A 17,741-nucleotide genomic window follows, 5' to 3' on the forward strand; every position below is an offset into this window, starting at 1 on the left:
TGTATGCATGAGCTTCCCCCACGGAAGTCAGACAGACAGTCAGAACCGGTGACCCATACGGTCACCTCGGCCACACAAGCTGCCAGAGGAAACGCACAAACGTGCGGGCCGTGCCCCCCAACATCCATCCCATACGAGCCGGAATCAGCCTCGCCGCTTGGACTGGTCGAATGCGGACACGGTGGAGCAACCCACCACCACCCGAAGAAGGAGTTGTCCATTCCGTTACCAATTTGGACGCACACACTGACCGAAACGCATCGACTGCATCCGAATCAGCGCATCCTGACTGGCTACCGATTACTTTTCGGTCAGCTTCAGACCTGACCGGTGTGGATGGAGAGAGCGCTTACCAGCCTTTGACGGCAAAACCACACCGGAACAACTTGTCTCAGAGACTGCAGGCAGCTGGCGGGGCTGCTAGGGGCACAACTGCACTCCATGCACACTTACCGCGTCCGGCACCTTCCGACGCCGTCCACGCCCTGTGAAGGACTCCCCCGCGATGAGCGAACCGGGCAGAACCCTGCCCTCCTGCCGCGCCCGCTTCGCCTGCGGCCGGCTCTGGCTTTAATCACGAGTCGTGGCTCTGGCTCAAGTTGTGTGGTGCGATCACTTGCTGTGATGACGGAGCCTCGAAGAATCGAACGTGAAGTTGCCCGAAAAGAGCGGGAGTTGATGCCCGCCGGGGTGAAGGTGCGGGGCCGTGAACGAGGTGCCGCCCTGCCTGCCGGAGATGCTGTTCGCGTCGCTTGCCGACGTTGTCCTGACGTCGGTCGATACGAGCGGTGAGTCGATACGCGTCGCGGCCCGCAGTGCGGCCGAAGGCGCCGCGTGTCCCGGATGCGGTTCCTGGTCGCGCCGCGTGCACGGCTCCTACCTGCGCTTTCCTGGTGACCTGCCGGTGGTCGGCAAACCCGTGGTGGTGGCGTTGCGGGTGCGGCGGTTCACCTGTGCGACTGCGGAGTGCCCGCGGCGGACGTTCGTGGAACAGGTGCCGGGGCTGACGCGCCGGCATGGCCGCTGGACCGAGCGGCTTCGGTCGCTGCTCGGCTCGCTCGGCCTGGCCCTTGCCGGGCGAGCGGCCGGGAGGCTGGCGGAACTGATCGGGGTTCGCGTCAGCCGCAGCACCGTGCTCCGGGTGGTCCAGGCGCTGCCCGAGCCCAGCCCGCCGCCTCCCACGGCGGTCGGCGTCGACGAGTTCGCCCTGCGCAAGGGCCGCGTCTACGGAACGGTGCTGGTGGACGTGGAGAGCCGTCGGCCGGTGGAGCTGCTGCCCGACCGGGAGCCGGAGACGCTCGCCGCCTGGCTCGCCCAGCACCCGCAGATCAAGGTCGTCTGCCGTGACCGCGCCCCGTTCTACGCCGAAGGCGCCGCACTCGGCGCCCCGCAGGCCCTCCAGGTGGCCGACCGCTGGCACCTGTGGCACAACCTCGGCCAGGCCGCCGAGCGGTGCGTCTCCCAGCACCGCACCTACCTGCGCGCGGCCCCGCCGACGGCGGAACCAGCGAAGGAGCCGCCGGCCCAGGAGACCCCTGCCTCGCCGTGGCCCACCGGCCACCGCTTCGCCGACCGCATCCGTGCCCGTCATTCCCAGGTCCACGCGCTCCTGGAAGCCGGTCACAGCCGCCGCTCCATCCAGCGTCAGCTCCGCATGACCTACCGCACCGTCAAACAACTCGCGGACGCGCTCGTGCCGGAGGAACTGTTCCGCGGCCAGTGGCAGAACCGGCCGACCAGGCTCGATGCGTTCAAGCCGTACCTCCACCAGCGGTGGGAGGAAGGCTGCACCAACGCCTGGAAACTGTGGGAGGAAATCACCGAGCACGGCTACCGCGGCGGCTACGGCGCCGTCCGCGACTACCTGCGCCTCCTGCGGACGACCCCACGGCCCCCGGACCTCAGGCCACCCTCGGTCAGGACGGTCTCCGGCTGGCTGCTCACCCACCCCGACGCCCTCCGGGAGGACGACCGGCTCCGCCTGAAGGCTGCGCTCGCCGATTGCCCCGAGCTGCAAGCCCTCACCGGGCACATCCGCGCCTTCGCCCGGATGCTCACGCAGCGCGAAGGCGAGCAGATCGCGGAGTGGATCGCGGCCGTCCGTGAGGACGACCTGCCCAGCCTCCACACCTTCGCCAGCGGCCTCGAACGCGACCTGGACGCGGTCACCGCCGGCCTCTCCACACCCTGGAACTCCGGCGTCGTCGAAGGCCATGTCAACCGGATCAAGATGCTCAAGCGGCAAATGTTCGGCCGCGCCGGCTTCACTCTCCTGCGGAAACGCGTTCTCCTCGCACGCTGAGTGTCTTGCTCCTGACCCCCGGCCTGGCCGAAGTGAACGGCAAGCGGTCAGCAAGAACCTGCCGGATGCACTGGCTCCCAGCCAAAACCACATGCTGCGGTAGTCCGGGCTCTGCCAGGCTGACGAGCCATGACTGCTCACGAACTGTTGCTCATTGGTGGTGGTGCGGGCGTCGGGAAGACGACTGTCGCATGGGAGGTGTCCGCAGTGTTGCAGGAGAACGGGACAGCGCACTGTCTGATCGAGGGGGACTACATGGACCAAATCCATCCCGCCCCCGAGGACGATCCTCACCGCACAGCGATCACCGAACGGAACATCGCCGCGGTCTGGTCGAACTACGCGGCTCTTGGTCAGCACCGGTTGATCTATACCAACACGGTGAGCGTCCTGGAGGGGCCCATGGTCAGCCGGGCCATGGGCGGCGGCGAAATCAAAGTCACCCGCATTCTGCTCACGGGAGAGGAAACTACCGTGCGACAGCGGCTCGCCCAACGGGAAATCGGATCCCAGCTACACGCTCACATCGAACGGAGCCTGCGGATGGCACGGCATCTGGACGAGGAGGCTCCAGTGGGCACCGTCCGTATCCCGACGGACAGCCGGTCGGTTCAGGACATCGCCATGCGAGTACTTCAGGCTGCCGATTGGTAGCGGCGGGGCAACGAACGGGCGTTGAGAGGTCGGGGTGTCTATTACCCAGCGTGTCCGCTCCACAGAAATTGAGCCAGAGCCCGAGATTGGACAGCAGTGGCTCAGCACTTCGGACAGCACTCTGGTGGGCTCTCGCTTCGAACAGCCAGCAGTCGCAGCCGTGGTGCTGGAGCGGCTTCCGAGGACACATCCAGTGGACTTCGGCCGAGGGAGGTCAGCGATCAACCGACCTGCGCCCCGGCCGGAGCAGCCCGGCGCGAGCGGCAGGCGGGCGGCGGTCCAGCGGAGCCCCAGGCTCAGTTCATGCTCGCGGTGGAAGGGCCGAGCCTTTCGATGACCTCGCGCATCTCCTCCTCGTCAGCCTCGTAGACGATCTCGCCCATACGCGGGGCTCGGGCGTGGAGCGTGTGGATGAGTGGTCCGTGGGGCGCTCCGAGGTGGACGGGGGAGGCCGACGGGCCGTGGACGGCGCGCTCGGTGCCGGGGCGGGCGGTCAGGTCGATGCGGCTGACGACGCCAGGCGTGACCCAGACGGCCGCCTGTTCCAGGCGGCCCAGAATCTGCAGGTGGAAGTGCCCGCACAGGATGAGCTGGACGTCGGTCCCGCGGATCGTCTCGGCCAGCTCTGCGCTGTTCTGCAGGCCGAGTGCCCGCTGCACGTCAACGTCCAGGGCGACCGGCGGGTGGTGGAAGGCCAGGAAGGTGCCCGACGGCGCCGGGGTGACCAGCAGTTCGCGAAGCCAGTTGAGTTGGCCGCCGTCGAGCCGGCCGTAGCCCTTCCCCGGAACGAGCGTGTCCAGCGTGATCAGTCGCCATCCGTCGACGGTGCTCGCCCCCGCCCGCTCACCTGCGGCTCCCTCATACTCCGCCTCGGGTTGGACGTGGCCGCTGCCGAGCACGTCGGCGAATGCGGTGCGCTCGTCGTGGTTGCCGGTCGTGTAGAAGACGTTCGCACCTCGTCGGCCGGCGTAGCCGGACAGGAGTTCACGCGCCCGCGCATACGCCTTGTGGGAACCGTCGTCCGCGACATCGCCAGTGACCACCACCGCGTCGAGGTCATTTAGGTGGCTCAGTTCGGTCAGCAGGCGGCGGAGTGCCGCAGTGCCGTCAGCCCTGTCAGCATCGGGGCCGCCGGACCGGTCGAGATGGGTGTCAGAGAGATGCAAGATCCGCATCGTCTGAAGTTAGTCCCCGGCACCCGCGCCGAAGCCGCTTCCGGCGAGAGTTGCCGATCTTCTCCGGTCGACCGAGGTACTGAGAGATCGCCCCGCCGGGCCGTGCTCCTGAGGAACATTTCGTGCGCCAACTGCTAAGAGGACTCGTCAGCAGCTTCAGGGGCGCGCCCTCTCCTGCTTGCGCTGCCAGCGTTGGACGCTCCGCCGCCGACGCCAGTCGGCATACCGGTCGAAGGGGTCATCGGCCGACATGAACAGCATCGTCAGCACCGCGCCGGGGAGCCACAGCAATGACATCCCCACCCACTCCCCCCACTTCGGGTCCTGGATGAAGACGGCCATCCCACATCCCAGCCCCAGTGTCCACGCTCCGAGGAACAGCCAGCCAAACGCCCGGAGGGCCGACCGTTCCCCGAAGCGGCCGTCGCCCAGTACACACCACAGCACCAGTCCTGCCCCAACCCAGGCCATCAGCAAGGCAACCAGCAGCAAGCCCGCGGATGAGGGCATGAGCGCATCCCGCACGCCACCCGTCGTGATGGCCACCACCTCGTCATGCCAGACCTCCAGAGCTGCACGGGATCCCGGCTGGGCGGTGTTGTACAGCTCTAAGGAGACCTTGAGCTTCTCGACATCTCCCGAGCCACGCTCGATATGCAGCCAGTAATCCGTGTCGGTACTCGCGTCGTGGCCACTGCCGGTGGTGAACGTGGTTGTCCCCTTGTCCGTCACACGGCCGGTCTCCCGCCCAATGCATCCGCTCTCCGGCACTCCCCGCGGGCACTCCTCAGCGTGCCGGAACTCCACCACCTCCCGGTACGGCTCCCTCGCCAGATGCACGCCCGTCCAGATAGCTGTCACGCCCAGTAACAATGCGAACCAGCGCACAATGATGCGTCCCATTCGGTCCCCCTACCCTGCAGCGGCCCCCGCGCGGCTTGGCGTTCCCATCGTGCGAGGTGCGGTGTCCAACGGGCAATCAGATTGCGCATAGAAGCTCTGGGTCCGCCCGCGGTGGCCCGCCCGCCGCGCACCAGGGCTGAGGTGTGGCTTGGGGCATGAACCGGATGTTGCTCAGCCACCTTGTCCTAAGCTGCTCGGAGATTGCTGAGCTCCGACAAGAGGGATGTGAGGGGACCGTGGTGGACGGGGGCATGCCGCGGCCGGATGACGTCAAGAACGCTGCGCAGTTGGTGGCGGTGATGCGTCAGTTACGTAAATGGGCGGATGTGAGTTATCGGGAGTTGGAGCGCCGGGCGGGGGCGGCGGGAAACGTGCTGCCGCGGGCCACGCTCTCGGGGGCGCTGAGCCGGCAGGAACTGCCCCGTGAGGAGTTGCTGGCCGCCTTTGTCCGGGCCTGCGGCGGTGACGAGACCACAGTTGCCGCCTGGGTGGACGTCCGCAAGCGCCTGGCTGTTGAGCGTGAGCAAGACACCCGTGATGTGGTCCCTGGTGCGGGAGAGCCGTCTGCCCATCAGGGCATGCAGGCAGACGCGGCCCCGCCCAGCGGCTTGGTGGAAGACACTACGGACGGTACTGCCCCCCACGATGAGCCTGCCGAGGCGGACCCTGCTGGGGCCGTAGGCGAAGCCCGCAAGCCTGTTGCCCCAACGCAGGCTCAGGAGATCCCTGCGTCGAGTTCGCCCGCCGTTCAGGCAGTGCCGGTCGCTGACCCCGCCCCGGATTCCCCGGCCACGGGCCTGGTGCCGGAGAGCTCCTCCGCCTCGCCACAGGCAACGGAGCCCGCACCGAAACGCCCGCGGGCTGGCCTGCGCGCGGTTCGGCGACCGGGCGTGGTCCTCGCGGCCGCCGCCGCGATCGTGGTCCTGACCGCGTCGGCCACCGGGATCCTGCGCCCGGACCACGACATAGCCGAGCCGCGGAACACGCGGACGACCGCGCCGGCAACCACCATCTCCCCGACAAGCACGCCAAGCCGTTCCCCAGGCGGTGCGTCCTCCAGCGCCGCTGACACCAAGCCCATCAACGACGCGCCTGCGCCCGAGCGAACGCGGGATACCACGCGGCCGACCCCGTCCACGAAGCCGACGGGCCGAAGGGAGCCGGAGCCGGAGCGCAGCACGTGGACAGCTCAGCCGCCTCCCCATGAGCCACCACCGAGCCCCTATGAGCCTGCGCCCTCGACGTATACGCCGCCTCCCGCTGGCGGTGGCGATCCCTTCCCTGAGGAGACCTGCTGGGACGCCACCGAAGACTGTGTGTGAGCTGGGCATCGGCCGGGCTTATGCGGTGATGTGGCGGTAGGCGACGACCTGTGAGGGCGGCGGCAAGGGTGCGATGGTGACGGTGCTGCCGGAGCGGGGTGCGTGGATGACCTTGCCGTTGCCGATGTAGAGCTGGACGTGGCCGCCGCCGTAACCGAGCACCAGGTCACCCGGGACAAGCCGGGCGCGGGTGGTCGCCTCTCCGGAGCGGATCTGCTGCCATGTGGTGCGAGGCAGGTCGACGCCGGCGTTCTTCCAGGCCCGCATCACCAGGCCGGAGCAGTCGAAGCCGTGCGGGCCGGTACCGCCCCAGATGTAGGGCTTGCCGAGTTGCGCGCGGGCGTACGCGACAGCCTTCACTGCCCGTCCGGAGGCCTCGGGCAAGCGGCGCTTGCCCGGGGCGGAGGGTTGGTCCGGCTCAGACCGGACAGGCGGGTGGGAACGGGCACGATCTCGGGATCGGTTGCCGTGCTCGGGGCGGGACGGATGCGCAAGGTGTCGCCTGCGTAGATGAGGGTCGAGGTGCCCAGCCCATTGAGCCGCTGAAGTTTCTTCACGGTGGTGCCGTGGCGTTCGGCCAGTGCCGAAAGGGTGTCGCCGGGGCCCAGAACGACCTTGGTCACCGTGGCGGGCTTTCGCGGGGTGACCGGAGCCCGCTTCGGCAGGGCATCTGGCGTCTCCTCCACGACGACAGGTGCCGGTGCCGGTGCCGCCGCGGGAGAGGACCCCTGCACGCCCAGGATCGCGCCCACCACAACGGAGACGATCCCCGTCACGCACACAGCGAGGACCACTTGGACATACCGCACTGCCCTGCGCATCGCTGCCCTCCTGCGCGTGGGACGAGCGTGCCGTCCACGGGTGCGGCCTGCAGTCTGCACCTTGTGACGGGTGGAAACCGTTCGCTTGTGCATCCTCATCACAACCTCCTGCGCCCTTGAGAGTTGGGCTTGGAGGAAGCCTTCTGCGGCGGTCATCCGTCCGACAAGATCTCCTGGCCTCCCGGACAGTCCGGGACCGTCCGAGCCGCTCACACAACAGCCCTCGGGACACCTAACAGCCCGTCTGAGCTGGGCGGACACTTCCGGACTGTCCCGGCCGCCCTACGCCTTGCCGGGGGCCGGCGATGCCCGCAACGCTGTTCCTCGACCGGCCAGCACCTCGCCGATGACGCCGCATCACATCGCGTCACGGCTATCGCAAAGCCCGCACCTTGTGGTTGCAGCCGGTTTTGCCGAAAGCAACGCGGGGACGCCGACGCGCATCCCCGGCAACCCCCCGCGGTTCCGCCCCTTGACCGATCCGAAGGAGCACTGTGACCAGCGCACGCATCCCGAAGAATCGCCGCACACTCGCGATCACCGCTGTGGCGGGTGTCCTGGCCGGTGCCGTGGCCGTCCTGAGCCCGGCACACGCCACCCAGGAAGCCGCCAGCTGCAAGCCGCAGCACGTCAAGGTCTTCCCCGGCGACGGACTGACCCATGTGCGCTACGGCGAGGTCGACTTCGAAGTCACCGTCTGCCCCAAGGAAGACGCGGCCGGCTGGGACACCAACGCCACCGCCGCCACAAACAACACCGGCACGTCGGCCGGTTACCTGCTCAAGTCAGCCAGCCTGAAGACCCTCGCCGCCGGCGAGAACAACAACAACCGCAACGCCACCTACATGGGCAGCTTCGTGCTCAAGGACTGCGTTCCGTACGTCGAGTGGCCCTGCACCCGTACGTACAAGGTCGAGGTCGGCTTCGCTCTCCTCGCCAACAAGAAGAGCGGCAAGGTCCGCGTCGTCTACGGCGGACCCGTCGAAAGCACGATGCCGCGCGGCCTGGCCCTGTACCGCACGCCGTGATCCATTCAACCGATCACCCGACATCACCCCGTCATGCCCCTCAACGGAGGAAGCCCGTGAGACTCAAGCGCCTGGCCACCGCCACCGCCGCCTGCGGCCTGATCGCCGGTGCAGCGATCACCGTCACGACCGTTCAAGGCTCCGCAGCACCCGCACAGCAGACGGCAGCCTGTGAGAACACCCGCGTGACCCTGTACCCGGGCAGCTGGACATCCCCCCGCTACGGGGAATGGAACATGGACGTCCTCGTCTGCCCGACCAAGAACCCCGCCAGCTGGAAAAAGGAATCCAGCATCGAACTCAACGCCACCGCAGACAATCTCGGCCTGACCGTCGCGGAAGACTCCAAGCTGCGGATCACCGAAACCGGCCAGAACAAGTGGAACCGGTTCGCCCGCTACGAAGCGACCTTCCAGTCGCAGACCTGCATCCCCAAGGTCGGCTGGCCCTGCCGCGCTCCCGGCACCTGGAAGACCAGCTTCACCATCACGGCTGACAAGAGGACCCACCAGGTGAAGGTCTACATGCACAAGCGGAGTACGCCCGCGCACACCTACATCCTGTGGCGCACCCCGTAGCCAAGCCCCCGCCCTCAGGATGAGGAGACCGCCAGCCGATACGGTTCTGGCTCCCGGCAAGTCCTGCCTCCCGAGAGCCAGAACCACCACCTCCGCTGATTGCGGTCTCTTGTCACCTCCGAGCGGGCGCTGCGCGCGTGGGCAGTACGCCGTTGCCGGCGCTCGCTGCTGCAAGAACAGCCCGTCAGGACAATTCTGACTCCCGACGAGGCGGAGGGACCGTGCGCAGCAGTTCCCACAGCGGCCGCGATCCTGCTGCCCACCGGTACTCGGCGCAGCAAACGGCGGCACGAAACGGCCCGACCCCGGCCGCTGCAATGCCGGGGTCGGGCCGTTGTCTCGTGGTGGCTACCCGATCCAGATGACGTCGAGGACGGACAGGTGCCGGGTGAGCCGGTGCACAATGAGTTCTCCGGCCGCAGGACAGGTGATCGGGCGTGTCAGCCCATCGACTCGCTTCCTGCGGCCGGAGATGTGTGCTCAGGCGGTGAATCGCAGCTCCCCTTCTCGGGTTCCTCGGGCTCGCGTTGAGTGAGGAGCAGGACGACGGCATCGACTGGAGCGACCACCGAATGGGAGGGCAGCCCAGGAACCCCGGGCCCAAGATTTAGAGCCGTCGCACCGGAGCTCCCCGAGGTGTTCTTCGGTTGGGGCGGCACGGCCGCCCCAACCGAAGGCGCGCATGATCGCGGTCAGGAGTAGTCGCCGCGTTCAGCCCGGTGCAGGATGTCGCGTTCCCGGCCGGTCTGGGTCTCGAGTGAGTCCTCGTGGTCGATGACGATGGTGTCGTCGACCGGCTGAGTTCGTACCTGGGCCCCGTAGGCGTCGGTCGCCTTCAGCAGAAGAGCGTCCTGGTGTGCGGCGGGCCAGCTCTGGATCAGGTACGACTCCACAGCTTCGTCCACCGTCGTCTGGTCGACGGCCCTGTCCCGGCCGCGCGCGTGGACGCGCAGCCGGTACGGGCCGGGGCCCTGAGAGGCCAGCGAGGGCAGATCCGCCGGATCGTCCATAAAGGACGTCACGAGCAGTTCCCCGGAGGGGGAGTTGCATGAGATCTCAGCGATCTCTTCCCAGCCTGAGTCAGGGTCGGGCCGCTGGGAGTGCGGCTCGACCGTGACGTGGACGTCTCCGGTGTGGATCCCGGTGGTCACCTCGATGGCTCCGCCATCGGCGGACACCAGGCCAGTGTGGCTTGCGTCCAGGTCGTCGGCCGCAGGCCCTTGCGGGTCCGTGATCTGGAAGAGGTGGTATTCCGCGTGCACCAGGGCGGTGCCTGTACGGGCGGGCTCGTTCACGGTGGCCTCGTCTGGTCTCATCTGGCTGGGTCTACCTGATCCATACCAGGAACCGGTCTCCTTCCAGTACGCGGCTGTAGGTGTAGAAGCCCTTGAGGGCCTTGCCTGCATCGGTGTTCTGCTTGGCGTTGACCATGCGGCGGCTGAACTTGCCGTTGCCGTACTTGGCGCCCTGCCAGGTGCTGGCGAAGGGGTACTCGTCGCAGGACTTGCCCGGCGGGCGCTCCAGGCTCGACGGGCACGCCTTGTCCCGGTTCTCCTGGCTCTTCTTGCGGTCGGTGAGCCGTGTCAGGAAGTTCGTCGTGCCGTACTTGCCCGGCAGCCCGGTGGCCTGGGCGTCCTTAATGTGCTTGGCGACCTCGGGCCACGGGCCGGTCTGGCTGTAGCTGAGCACTGGCACAGCGGCGAGGGTGACGCAGCCGACCTGGCGGGGAGCGCCGGGCAGCGCGTTGTCACAGCGGACGTCCACGGTGGACAGCTTCGTCGGCTCGGACGGCGCCACCCACTCCCGGTTGCTGAACGTCCAGGAGGCGACGCTCCGGCCCGTTCCCCGCTGCTTGGAGGCCCCGGTGTTGATGGTGGTGTCCATGAAGAACTGCCCGTAGGGCTCGGCACTCTTGGAGATCGTCTGGCCCGGGAAGCTCTTCTTCGCGACCTTGCACTTGCCGATGCAGGAAGCGCTCCCGGACGCCTTAGTGCCGTTCACCCCGCGCCCCCACCGGTTCGTCTCAAGCAGCCTTACCTGGTAGGCCCATGTCTTGGAGTCGCGGGCGGAGAAGGAGTAGCCGATGACGATATACTTGATACCGCCGATCTTGCGGCCCGTGCGCACGTCTTCGACGTTGACCTCAGCACGCCAGATGCCGCAGCCGCGCATGCGCTCGATGTACCACGTGTTGTCCACACCTGCGTCGATGCACCACTTGGGTTCCTTCCACGGCTTGGGCCTGGCTGCCGCGGCCGCGGTGTCGGACTCGTCGGCCGGTGCAACCGACGGGGCCGTGTCGTCCGCGGCGGTCTGCGGCGTGGCTTCTGATCCGGCCAACCCAGCTTCCGGTTCGGCCGCCAGGACGGCTGACTCAGCCGCAGAGGTGTCGGCAGGACCCTCAAGTTGCGACAGCACAGCCTGTTCGTCGGAGGTCAGCTCGACCGCCGGTTCCAGGGGCGACGCGCAGGCCGCGTACGGCGCGCCGGGAGTCCCGGCAACGTCCTTCACCCGCCCGTCGCAGGTGGCCTGCCGGCCGGCGGCCAGCCCGACGCGCTCTCCATCCTCCGCGGTTTCCGGGGCCGCCTCCGGTCCCCCGGCCGTACTGTCCGCGCCCAAGGCCAGGTCTTCCGCCGACGGTGCGGCGTCCGGGTCACCGCCGGCGGCTTCCGACTCCGGTGACACCTCATCAGCGACTGGATCGGTCTCGGCCACACTCGTGGTCAGCGAGGTGTTCCCACCCGTTTCCGGTCGACTGCCGCCTGCGCGACGCCCAGATGACTGCCCAGCAGCCCCAGCGTCACAGCGCCCACCGCCAGCATCGTTCTCGGTCTCAAGTTGTAACCCCCTGTTTGGTCAGAACAGCGCGAGGCCACCCCACAGACGTGGCATGTCCGCGCCGGGTCGATCTGATCAAAGCACAGGGGACTGACAGACCGGCAACGAGTATTCCTCCTCGCGGCCCGGCAACAACCTGGCGGCTACTCCTCCGCGCACTCCGCTGCCAGACCGGCCGTATCACGCCCCTCGTCCAAGAGGGAGCGACCGTCCACCTGCTGAAGCGGTGGAACAACTCCCAAGGCCGCCTTGAACCTCGCAGGAACGGGCTGAGGAAGAACCCGGTAACCGGCGTGACCTGTGGTTCCACCAGCCGCCGTAGCGACAGGGGGAGTCCCCGGAGGCTGGTTGAGCAGTGCGACGGCGAGGTCCGAGGCCATGTGCGGTCCGGGCCTCGCCGTTCGTGCATTCGGCCGTAGGCTTTTAGTGATCGGCGGTGACGAGGTCTTCGAGTTGGTGGGCGAGGTCGGCGTTGGGCTGGGGGATGGTGCCGAACCCGTCGATGCGGTCGACGTCCAGGTCGTCCACAGCGTCCTTGACGGCGTCCTCAGGGACGGCGGCCGCGTCGTCGGGGAGGCCAAGGAAGACGGTCAGGGCGCCATCAGGGCCGGCAGCGCTGGTGGTGGTGTCGACAACCTCGTGCGGGACAGGCGCGTACTGGCACGGTTCCCCCTCCAGGGCTTCGATCTGCCTCGCCCAGTACTTCGCATCCCGCCATTCACCGCGGCGCAGGTGCATGAGGTAGAGGCAGATGGCACCGGTGGCCTGGCCGCCCCCGGCGGCGAACTGGAGCCAGAACTGGGCACCTTCCTCACGGTCGGCCAGGAGCAGGAGGCTGGCGAAGGCCAGGGCGCCGCCGGGGTCGCGGGCTGTGTCGAAGCGGGCGATGCGGCGGACGGCGTCCGTGTCGTGGAGGATGCCCTGACACAGGGCGCGCAGCTCATGCGCGGCCCGCTCGTGCAGCAGCAACGGCTGCCGCCGCTGGTGTCGGCTGGAGCCGACGGGTTCGGCGAGGAGCTGCATCCAGCGCATCTCGTGCAGCTGCTCGCTGATGCGGCGGCGGGAGGCTTCCCGGTGGACCGGGGTGTAGGTCTCCTCGTCGACGATGCGTGCGCGGGCGAGGGCTTCGTTTAGGGTGCGCGGCTGGTGCGGGCGCATCGGGGTCTCACTCCTCATCGTCGGTGTCCTCACCGAGTTCCAGGCCCAGGTCCGCGGCCAGGCGTCGTTTGGCGGCGCGGCGGGTGGAGCGCACTGTGGCCTCGCAGACGCCCATGACCAGGGCGGTTTTCCTGGTGGGAAAGCCGAGGGCGTACTGCAGGACCATGACATCAAACTGGCGCTCGGGCAGGCGGGCCATTGCCGCATACAGGCCCATGCCGTCCTCGAGTTCGGTAACCTGCGCGCGGAACTCGGCGCGGAAGCTGTCCAGGATCGGGTTGCAGGCCGCGCGTATCGCACGTTCGAATGCCATGGTCTCCATGGCTGCCGCTGGCCGGCCCCGCGCTTGGAGTTCGGCGGCCACCCGTTCCTTGAGCAGCGTCCACGCGAACGCTTCAGGGTTCTCCTGGGCGGTGACGTCGGACCAAATGACGGCCAGGAACACGAAGGTCTGGTCGACCAGCCGGTCTGCGGCGACCTGCTCGCCTAAGCGCTGTCCCGTAAATGATCTATGACGTGCTCCATGGCCTGCCTGTGCTTCGTCAGCCGGTGAGGGTGAGGTTGTGTAGGCGGGCGATGCCGAGCATGGCGTGGTGGACGCCATCACCTTTGAGGCGGCAGTCGCGGAGGATCTTCCAGGTCTTCATCCGGGCGAAGGCGTGCTCGACGCGGGCTCGGATCTTGCGGTGGGAGGCGTTGTGTTCTTCTTTCCAGGCCGCAAGTTCGGTCTGGCCGCGTTCGCGGCGGTGCGGGATGACCAGGTCGGTGCCCCGGTAGCCGCCGTCCGCGATGACCGTGGTCTTCCCAACGGCGGCCTTGGTTCCGGACAGTTCCCATGCCTTGCAGTCATTGCGGTTGCCCGGCACCGGCCGGCCAACGGCCACGACGAGCCGGCTGTCGGCGTCGATGACGACCTGGTGGTTGGTGGAGTACCGGTAATTCTTCGATTGCTCGGAGACGGTATGGTCGCGAGTGGGGACCAGGGTTCCGTCGACGATCAGCACGGTGTCCTTGCGGAACCGCTTGCGCGGCTGCAGCGCAAGCGCCGGTCCCAGGTGGTCGATGATGCGGTCGGCAGCCGACTTGGACACCCCGAACAGCGGCGCCAGTTGGCGCAAGGTCAGGTTCGTCCGCCAGTAGACGGCAACCAGAAGCACGCGGTCCTCCAGGGGCAGGCTCCACGGCCGGCCCTTGCGCACCGGGTCCGCGCCCTCGCGCCGTAGTGCGGTGATCAGCTTGCTGAACTGCCGCGGGCTTAGCCCGGTGAACGGGGCTATCCAAGACGGCTCCGACGCCGTGATCACTGCTGTCACATCAAGATCGTTTCATTTGCCCGGAGCCCCCGACTTACTGGAGCTCGCTTCCTGCCGGAATTCCGCTGGGCGGTCTCGCCATCGGCCAGTACCGTGCGAGGCAGGATCAAGGGGGGTGAGCTGGTGCGCCCAGTGCTGTTGGTGGATGTGGACGGACCTCTGAATCCGTATGCCGCGAAGCCGCACCGACGGCCTGAGGGATACGAGACACACCGGCTGCTGACGCCTCGCTGGGAGGCCGCCGAGCGGCGTCGGCTGACTGAGTGGGGGCTGCCGAACAAGCCGGTGAAACCGCTGCGCGTGTGGCTCAACCCGAATCACGGCCCGGCATTGCACGCGCTTCCCTTCGACCTGGTGTGGGCGACGACGTGGGAGGAAGAAGCCAACGCTTTCGTCGCGCCGGTCCTGGGACTGCCCGAGCTGCCCTTCATTGCCTGGTCCTCACCGCGGGCCGAGCCCGGCGGCGGTGTGTTCTGGAAGACGCCGGAGATCGTCGCGTGGGCGCAAGGCCGGGCGTTCGCCTGGATCGACGACGAGATCACAGAGGCGGATCGCACCTGGGTGAAGGAACACCACGATGGTCCCGCCCTACTGCACCGGGTCGACCCCCGATGCGGCCTTGCCGTCGACGACTTCGCCGCGCTGACGGCATGGGCGACCGGCCTGGACTGACTCCACGGCCAATCGACGGCCGCCCACCACGCCGTTCCACACGATCATTGCGGGACAGCTCTTAACTGAACGAAGGCGTACTCGAAGTAGGCCTGGTGGTAGAGCTCGTGGAAGGCCCAGAAGGCCTGGGGCATCACATCGCTGGAGTCCTGCAGTGCTCGTTCGCCCGTGTCGTCGGGAGGCTGTCCGGTCATCGACTGCCTCCCACGTCGTCCAGTCGCGCCGCGTCGGGGCGTACGGCCGGCTGGTGCTGGGCGATGAGGCTTTCCGCACCGAGGCGGACACCGGCGCGCAGAAGGCGCCGCATGCCGGCGCGGACGTCGGGCGCGAACGCCCTCGCCGCGGCGGCCGAGGCCAGCACGAGGCTGGCAACGTCGTCCAGTGTCACGGTGGATCCTTTGAATCTCGTGCAGCACCGGCGCCTCCCCGCGTTCTGAACTACCGGTACCTGGAGCCTCGTTGCTCCTGGACACCAGCAAACAACCCCGCCCCGCCGGTTCGTGCAGAGCACCCCACCACCACTTTTTAACGGAGAGTAGCTTTCCGTTTACAGCAAATCCGTACACTCATTCGCACCATCCCCCGCCGCAATACGCCACCCCGTTCGCCACCCCCACCACCTGCGCTGCTCCGGCGCACGCCAACATCCGCCATCATTTGCGCAAACACGCCATGGCCGCGCAATTGCACGAATGTGACCCAACTCACGGCGCCCACCTGAACCCGACACGCCCCTCATCCGTGCCACATCCCCCTTCCGTCACCCGGCGCGCGCCGCCGGCAGGAGAACCCCTCCAGCGCGTACGACCCGCCGCGCCGCACCGCTGATGAAGGGCGCGCGGCTGCCAACGACGTGGCTCTGGCCCGGCGAAACTTCTCGATCGCAGTCCGCACCTGCGAGGCCCGGTCCCACTCCGCGCCGTACCCACCGTGCGGCGTACGCCAGCGGTGCGCCAGCCCCTCGGTCACTGCGGCGACGTCATCCAGATCGGCGAAGACGCGGTGGAGCGGGATGACGGGAGCTTCGAGGAGCACGTCGTCGATACTGGGGCGGAGATTGGCATATGCCCAGCCGATCTCCTCATCCCAGGCGAGCCGGACCCCCACCCCGCACGCCAGTGCGGCTGACGTCCCACGCGAGGGTCACACCAAGCCGGAATCGTCCACGATCTCGCGCCGCCGGTAGCCGGAGAGTGGCAACGGCGCCCGTCTCCCCGTCGGGCTCACGCGGCATCCAAGATCAGACCGGTACGGCGCGCCAGATGGGCGAACAGCTCGCTGTTACAGGGGTTGCCCTCATCGTTGAGCAGGCTCTCGTTCTGAAGCCCGCGCACCGGTTCCAATCGTGATTGGAACTGCCCGAATGCCTGTCCAATGGTCGCTCTTGACGGCCCGCCGAGGAGGGCGCCGTCTGGAGCCAGTGCCATACTTAGAGGTCGTTTTCTCCCGATGTTTCATCCCGTAATAAGCGTTTGGTCCTGTTGTGTCGGGTCGCGCCAGGAGATGGTGGCTTCGTCGGTAAGGCGGCGGGCCATCAAATCGGTCATGGCCAGCTGGATCATGGCTTCGGAGCGGGCTGGGAGGGTTTCGTAGTCGCGGGCCAGGCGGCGGTGGAACATCAGCCAGCCGTAGGTCCGCTCGACGGTCCAGCGTTTGGGCAGCGGCGCCAATCCCTTGGTGCCGGGGGTCCGTTGGACAATTTCCATGTCGATGCCGAGGCGGGCGGCGTGCTCGACGAGGTGCTGGCGGTAACCGCCGTCGACCCACACCTTGCGGACCGAGGGGTGGGCTGCGGCCACCTGGTCGATCAGGTCAGTGCCGGCGACGGAGTCCTGCACGCTCGAGGCCGTGACCAGCACCGCAAGCAGTAGTCCGAGGGTGTCGGTGACGATGCTCCGTTTGCGGCCAACGATCTTTTTCGCCGCGTCGGTGCCCTGCCCGGCGGCCGGGACTCTGGTGGAAGTCTTCACGCTTTGCGCGTCGATCACGCACGCGGACGGCTCCGCGTCCTTGCCTTGCTTCTGTCGTAACATTCTGCGCAGCACGCCGGTGAGCTGGGCGAACACGCCATCGCGCTGCCACTTGGCGAAGTAGCCGTACACGGTTTCCCAGGGCGGGAAGTCGTGCGGGAGGTAGCGCCACTGCACGCCGGTGCGGTCCACGTAGAGGATCGCGTTCATGATCTCGCGCAGATCGTGCTCGGGCGGGCGTCCGATGTTCAGTGCATGCCGGCGCCGCTCGGCCCGCCAAGCGGACAGCAGGGACGCGTGTGGGGCCCCTCGGTGAACGCTCAAGTCGGGCTGCCTCTCGAGTTTCGTGACCCTGCTCGGGCTCCTCCAACGTGCGTCAACCTCCCCGGGGTGGCTGACTGGGTGAGGTCCCTCCCTTCTGGAGGGTGCCGTCTGCGGCGAGGAAGTGAAGGATGACCTTTACTTCTCGGACCGCCTGATGCTCAGGGAGCGGACATGACGGAGCAGCTTGGATCGATCGACGACATGACCCGTTTTCTGGCGAGTGTTCGCCCGGACAGCCAAATCCTGCTGTGGCGCCCTTGGGAGGCAGCTTCGAGTCACACCTACGGCCTGGATATTGACGTGAACGGCACGATGTACGCGTGCCTCCTCAATGACGAAACCGCCGCGTTCTGGATGCAGGGAATCCACCCGCCGACCAAGCTCAAAAATGTTGACGAAGCGATCACCTATTTCAACAACCTCAGGGTCCAGCGGGGGAACATCCCCACCCTGGCGCAATTCACGGAAGAAGACTCGACGCAGCCCATCCCCACTGTCGTTGTGAAGTCCAACGGGTCGTACGCCATGGTGCTCACCAATGAGACGGGCGCAGAGGTGCTCCGGGATCAGAACTCATGACATGAACGTGCCACACCAGGCCAATCTGGTCGCACGCTGAGATCCGCGATACAGCGGGACGTCACCCGTGGGCCGTGGTGAGTGGTGTTGCCGACGTCTAGGCC

17 protein-coding genes are annotated in these 17,741 nt (G+C 67.5%); 6 read left to right on the top strand and 11 right to left on the bottom strand.

Going from position 1 to position 17,741, the window contains the following annotated elements; all coding sequences use genetic code 11:
* Positions 1 to 706: 706 nt before the first annotated feature.
* Positions 707 to 2,302 (top strand): ISL3 family transposase, encoded by a 1,596-nt coding sequence (locus tag ACSUPV_RS00120; RefSeq protein ID WP_436946621.1) that lies wholly within the window; start codon positions 707 to 709, stop codon positions 2,300 to 2,302.
* 129 nt (positions 2,303 to 2,431) lie between these two features.
* Positions 2,432 to 2,956: a hypothetical protein gene (locus tag ACSUPV_RS00125; protein ID WP_382609050.1), complete on the top strand. Its 525-nt coding sequence runs from the start codon at positions 2,432 to 2,434 to the stop codon at positions 2,954 to 2,956.
* A 296-nt stretch (positions 2,957 to 3,252) separates the two neighbouring features.
* On the opposite strand, the gene ACSUPV_RS00130 is transcribed toward ACSUPV_RS00125, so the two are convergent.
* The 4 genes from ACSUPV_RS00130 to ACSUPV_RS00145 form a co-directional block, all read right to left on the bottom strand.
* The gene (locus ACSUPV_RS00130) at positions 3,253 to 4,131 is read right to left on the bottom strand and encodes a metallophosphoesterase family protein (protein ID WP_436946622.1); all 879 of its coding nucleotides are present in this window, start codon (positions 4,129 to 4,131) and stop codon (positions 3,253 to 3,255) included.
* Positions 4,132 to 4,287: 156 nt separating this feature from the next.
* Positions 4,288 to 5,034: a hypothetical protein gene (locus tag ACSUPV_RS00135; protein ID WP_037766454.1), complete on the bottom strand. Its 747-nt coding sequence runs from the start codon at positions 5,032 to 5,034 to the stop codon at positions 4,288 to 4,290.
* Positions 5,035 to 6,374: 1,340 nt separating this feature from the next.
* Positions 6,375 to 6,716, bottom strand: coding sequence for a C40 family peptidase (locus tag ACSUPV_RS00140; protein WP_436946623.1), 342 nt, complete (start codon positions 6,714 to 6,716; stop codon positions 6,375 to 6,377).
* On the bottom strand, positions 6,713 to 7,132 hold the full coding sequence (locus tag ACSUPV_RS00145; protein ID WP_436946624.1) for a LysM peptidoglycan-binding domain-containing protein: 420 nt from the start codon (positions 7,130 to 7,132) through the stop codon (positions 6,713 to 6,715). The genes ACSUPV_RS00140 and ACSUPV_RS00145 overlap by 4 nt, the downstream gene beginning before the upstream one ends.
* A 539-nt stretch (positions 7,133 to 7,671) precedes the next feature.
* Here ACSUPV_RS00145 and ACSUPV_RS00150 point away from each other — a divergent pair.
* Positions 7,672 to 8,205, top strand: coding sequence for a hypothetical protein (locus tag ACSUPV_RS00150; protein ID WP_436946625.1), 534 nt, complete (start codon positions 7,672 to 7,674; stop codon positions 8,203 to 8,205).
* Between the two features lie 56 nt (positions 8,206 to 8,261).
* Positions 8,262 to 8,783, top strand: a complete 522-nt coding sequence (locus ACSUPV_RS00155; protein WP_436946626.1) for a hypothetical protein — start codon at positions 8,262 to 8,264, stop codon at positions 8,781 to 8,783.
* Positions 8,784 to 9,475: 692 nt separating this feature from the next.
* Here ACSUPV_RS00155 and ACSUPV_RS00160 read toward each other — a convergent pair.
* The 5 genes from ACSUPV_RS00160 to ACSUPV_RS00180 form a co-directional block, all read right to left on the bottom strand.
* Positions 9,476 to 10,099 (bottom strand): hypothetical protein, encoded by a 624-nt coding sequence (locus tag ACSUPV_RS00160; protein ID WP_436946627.1) that lies wholly within the window; start codon positions 10,097 to 10,099, stop codon positions 9,476 to 9,478.
* A 10-nt stretch (positions 10,100 to 10,109) separates the two neighbouring features.
* Positions 10,110 to 11,498, bottom strand: coding sequence for a NucA/NucB deoxyribonuclease domain-containing protein (locus ACSUPV_RS00165; protein ID WP_436946628.1), 1,389 nt, complete (start codon positions 11,496 to 11,498; stop codon positions 10,110 to 10,112).
* Positions 11,499 to 12,044: 546 nt separating this feature from the next.
* Positions 12,045 to 12,797 carry a hypothetical protein gene (locus ACSUPV_RS00170; RefSeq protein ID WP_436946629.1) on the bottom strand — a complete coding sequence of 251 codons (753 nt, stop codon included), beginning with the start codon at positions 12,795 to 12,797 and terminating at the stop codon, positions 12,045 to 12,047.
* Positions 12,787 to 13,224: a sigma factor-like helix-turn-helix DNA-binding protein gene (locus tag ACSUPV_RS00175; RefSeq protein WP_436946630.1), complete on the bottom strand. Its 438-nt coding sequence runs from the start codon at positions 13,222 to 13,224 to the stop codon at positions 12,787 to 12,789. The genes ACSUPV_RS00170 and ACSUPV_RS00175 overlap by 11 nt, the downstream gene beginning before the upstream one ends.
* 97 nt (positions 13,225 to 13,321) lie before the next feature.
* Positions 13,322 to 14,092 carry a transposase gene (locus tag ACSUPV_RS00180; protein WP_436946631.1) on the bottom strand — a complete coding sequence of 257 codons (771 nt, stop codon included), beginning with the start codon at positions 14,090 to 14,092 and terminating at the stop codon, positions 13,322 to 13,324.
* A gap of 120 nt (positions 14,093 to 14,212) precedes the next feature.
* On the opposite strand from ACSUPV_RS00180, the gene ACSUPV_RS00185 reads away from it, so the two are divergent.
* Positions 14,213 to 14,764: a hypothetical protein gene (locus tag ACSUPV_RS00185; protein WP_436949848.1), complete on the top strand. Its 552-nt coding sequence runs from the start codon at positions 14,213 to 14,215 to the stop codon at positions 14,762 to 14,764.
* Positions 14,765 to 14,954: 190 nt separating this feature from the next.
* On the opposite strand, the gene ACSUPV_RS00190 is transcribed toward ACSUPV_RS00185, so the two are convergent.
* Positions 14,955 to 15,152, bottom strand: a complete 198-nt coding sequence (locus ACSUPV_RS00190; protein WP_436946632.1) for a hypothetical protein — start codon at positions 15,150 to 15,152, stop codon at positions 14,955 to 14,957.
* 1,066 nt (positions 15,153 to 16,218) lie between these two features.
* Entirely contained in the window at positions 16,219 to 17,058 is an 840-nt protein-coding gene (locus ACSUPV_RS00195; RefSeq protein WP_436946633.1) for an IS5 family transposase, read from the bottom strand.
* Positions 17,059 to 17,229: 171 nt separating this feature from the next.
* On the opposite strand from ACSUPV_RS00195, the gene ACSUPV_RS00200 reads away from it, so the two are divergent.
* On the top strand, positions 17,230 to 17,637 hold the full coding sequence (locus ACSUPV_RS00200; RefSeq protein ID WP_436946634.1) for a hypothetical protein: 408 nt from the start codon (positions 17,230 to 17,232) through the stop codon (positions 17,635 to 17,637).
* Positions 17,638 to 17,741 lie beyond the last annotated feature (104 nt).

The organism is Streptomyces sp. SudanB52_2052, assembly GCF_964272415.1.
In the GTDB taxonomy this organism is placed as follows: Bacteria; Actinomycetota; Actinomycetes; order Streptomycetales; family Streptomycetaceae; genus Streptomyces; species Streptomyces olindensis.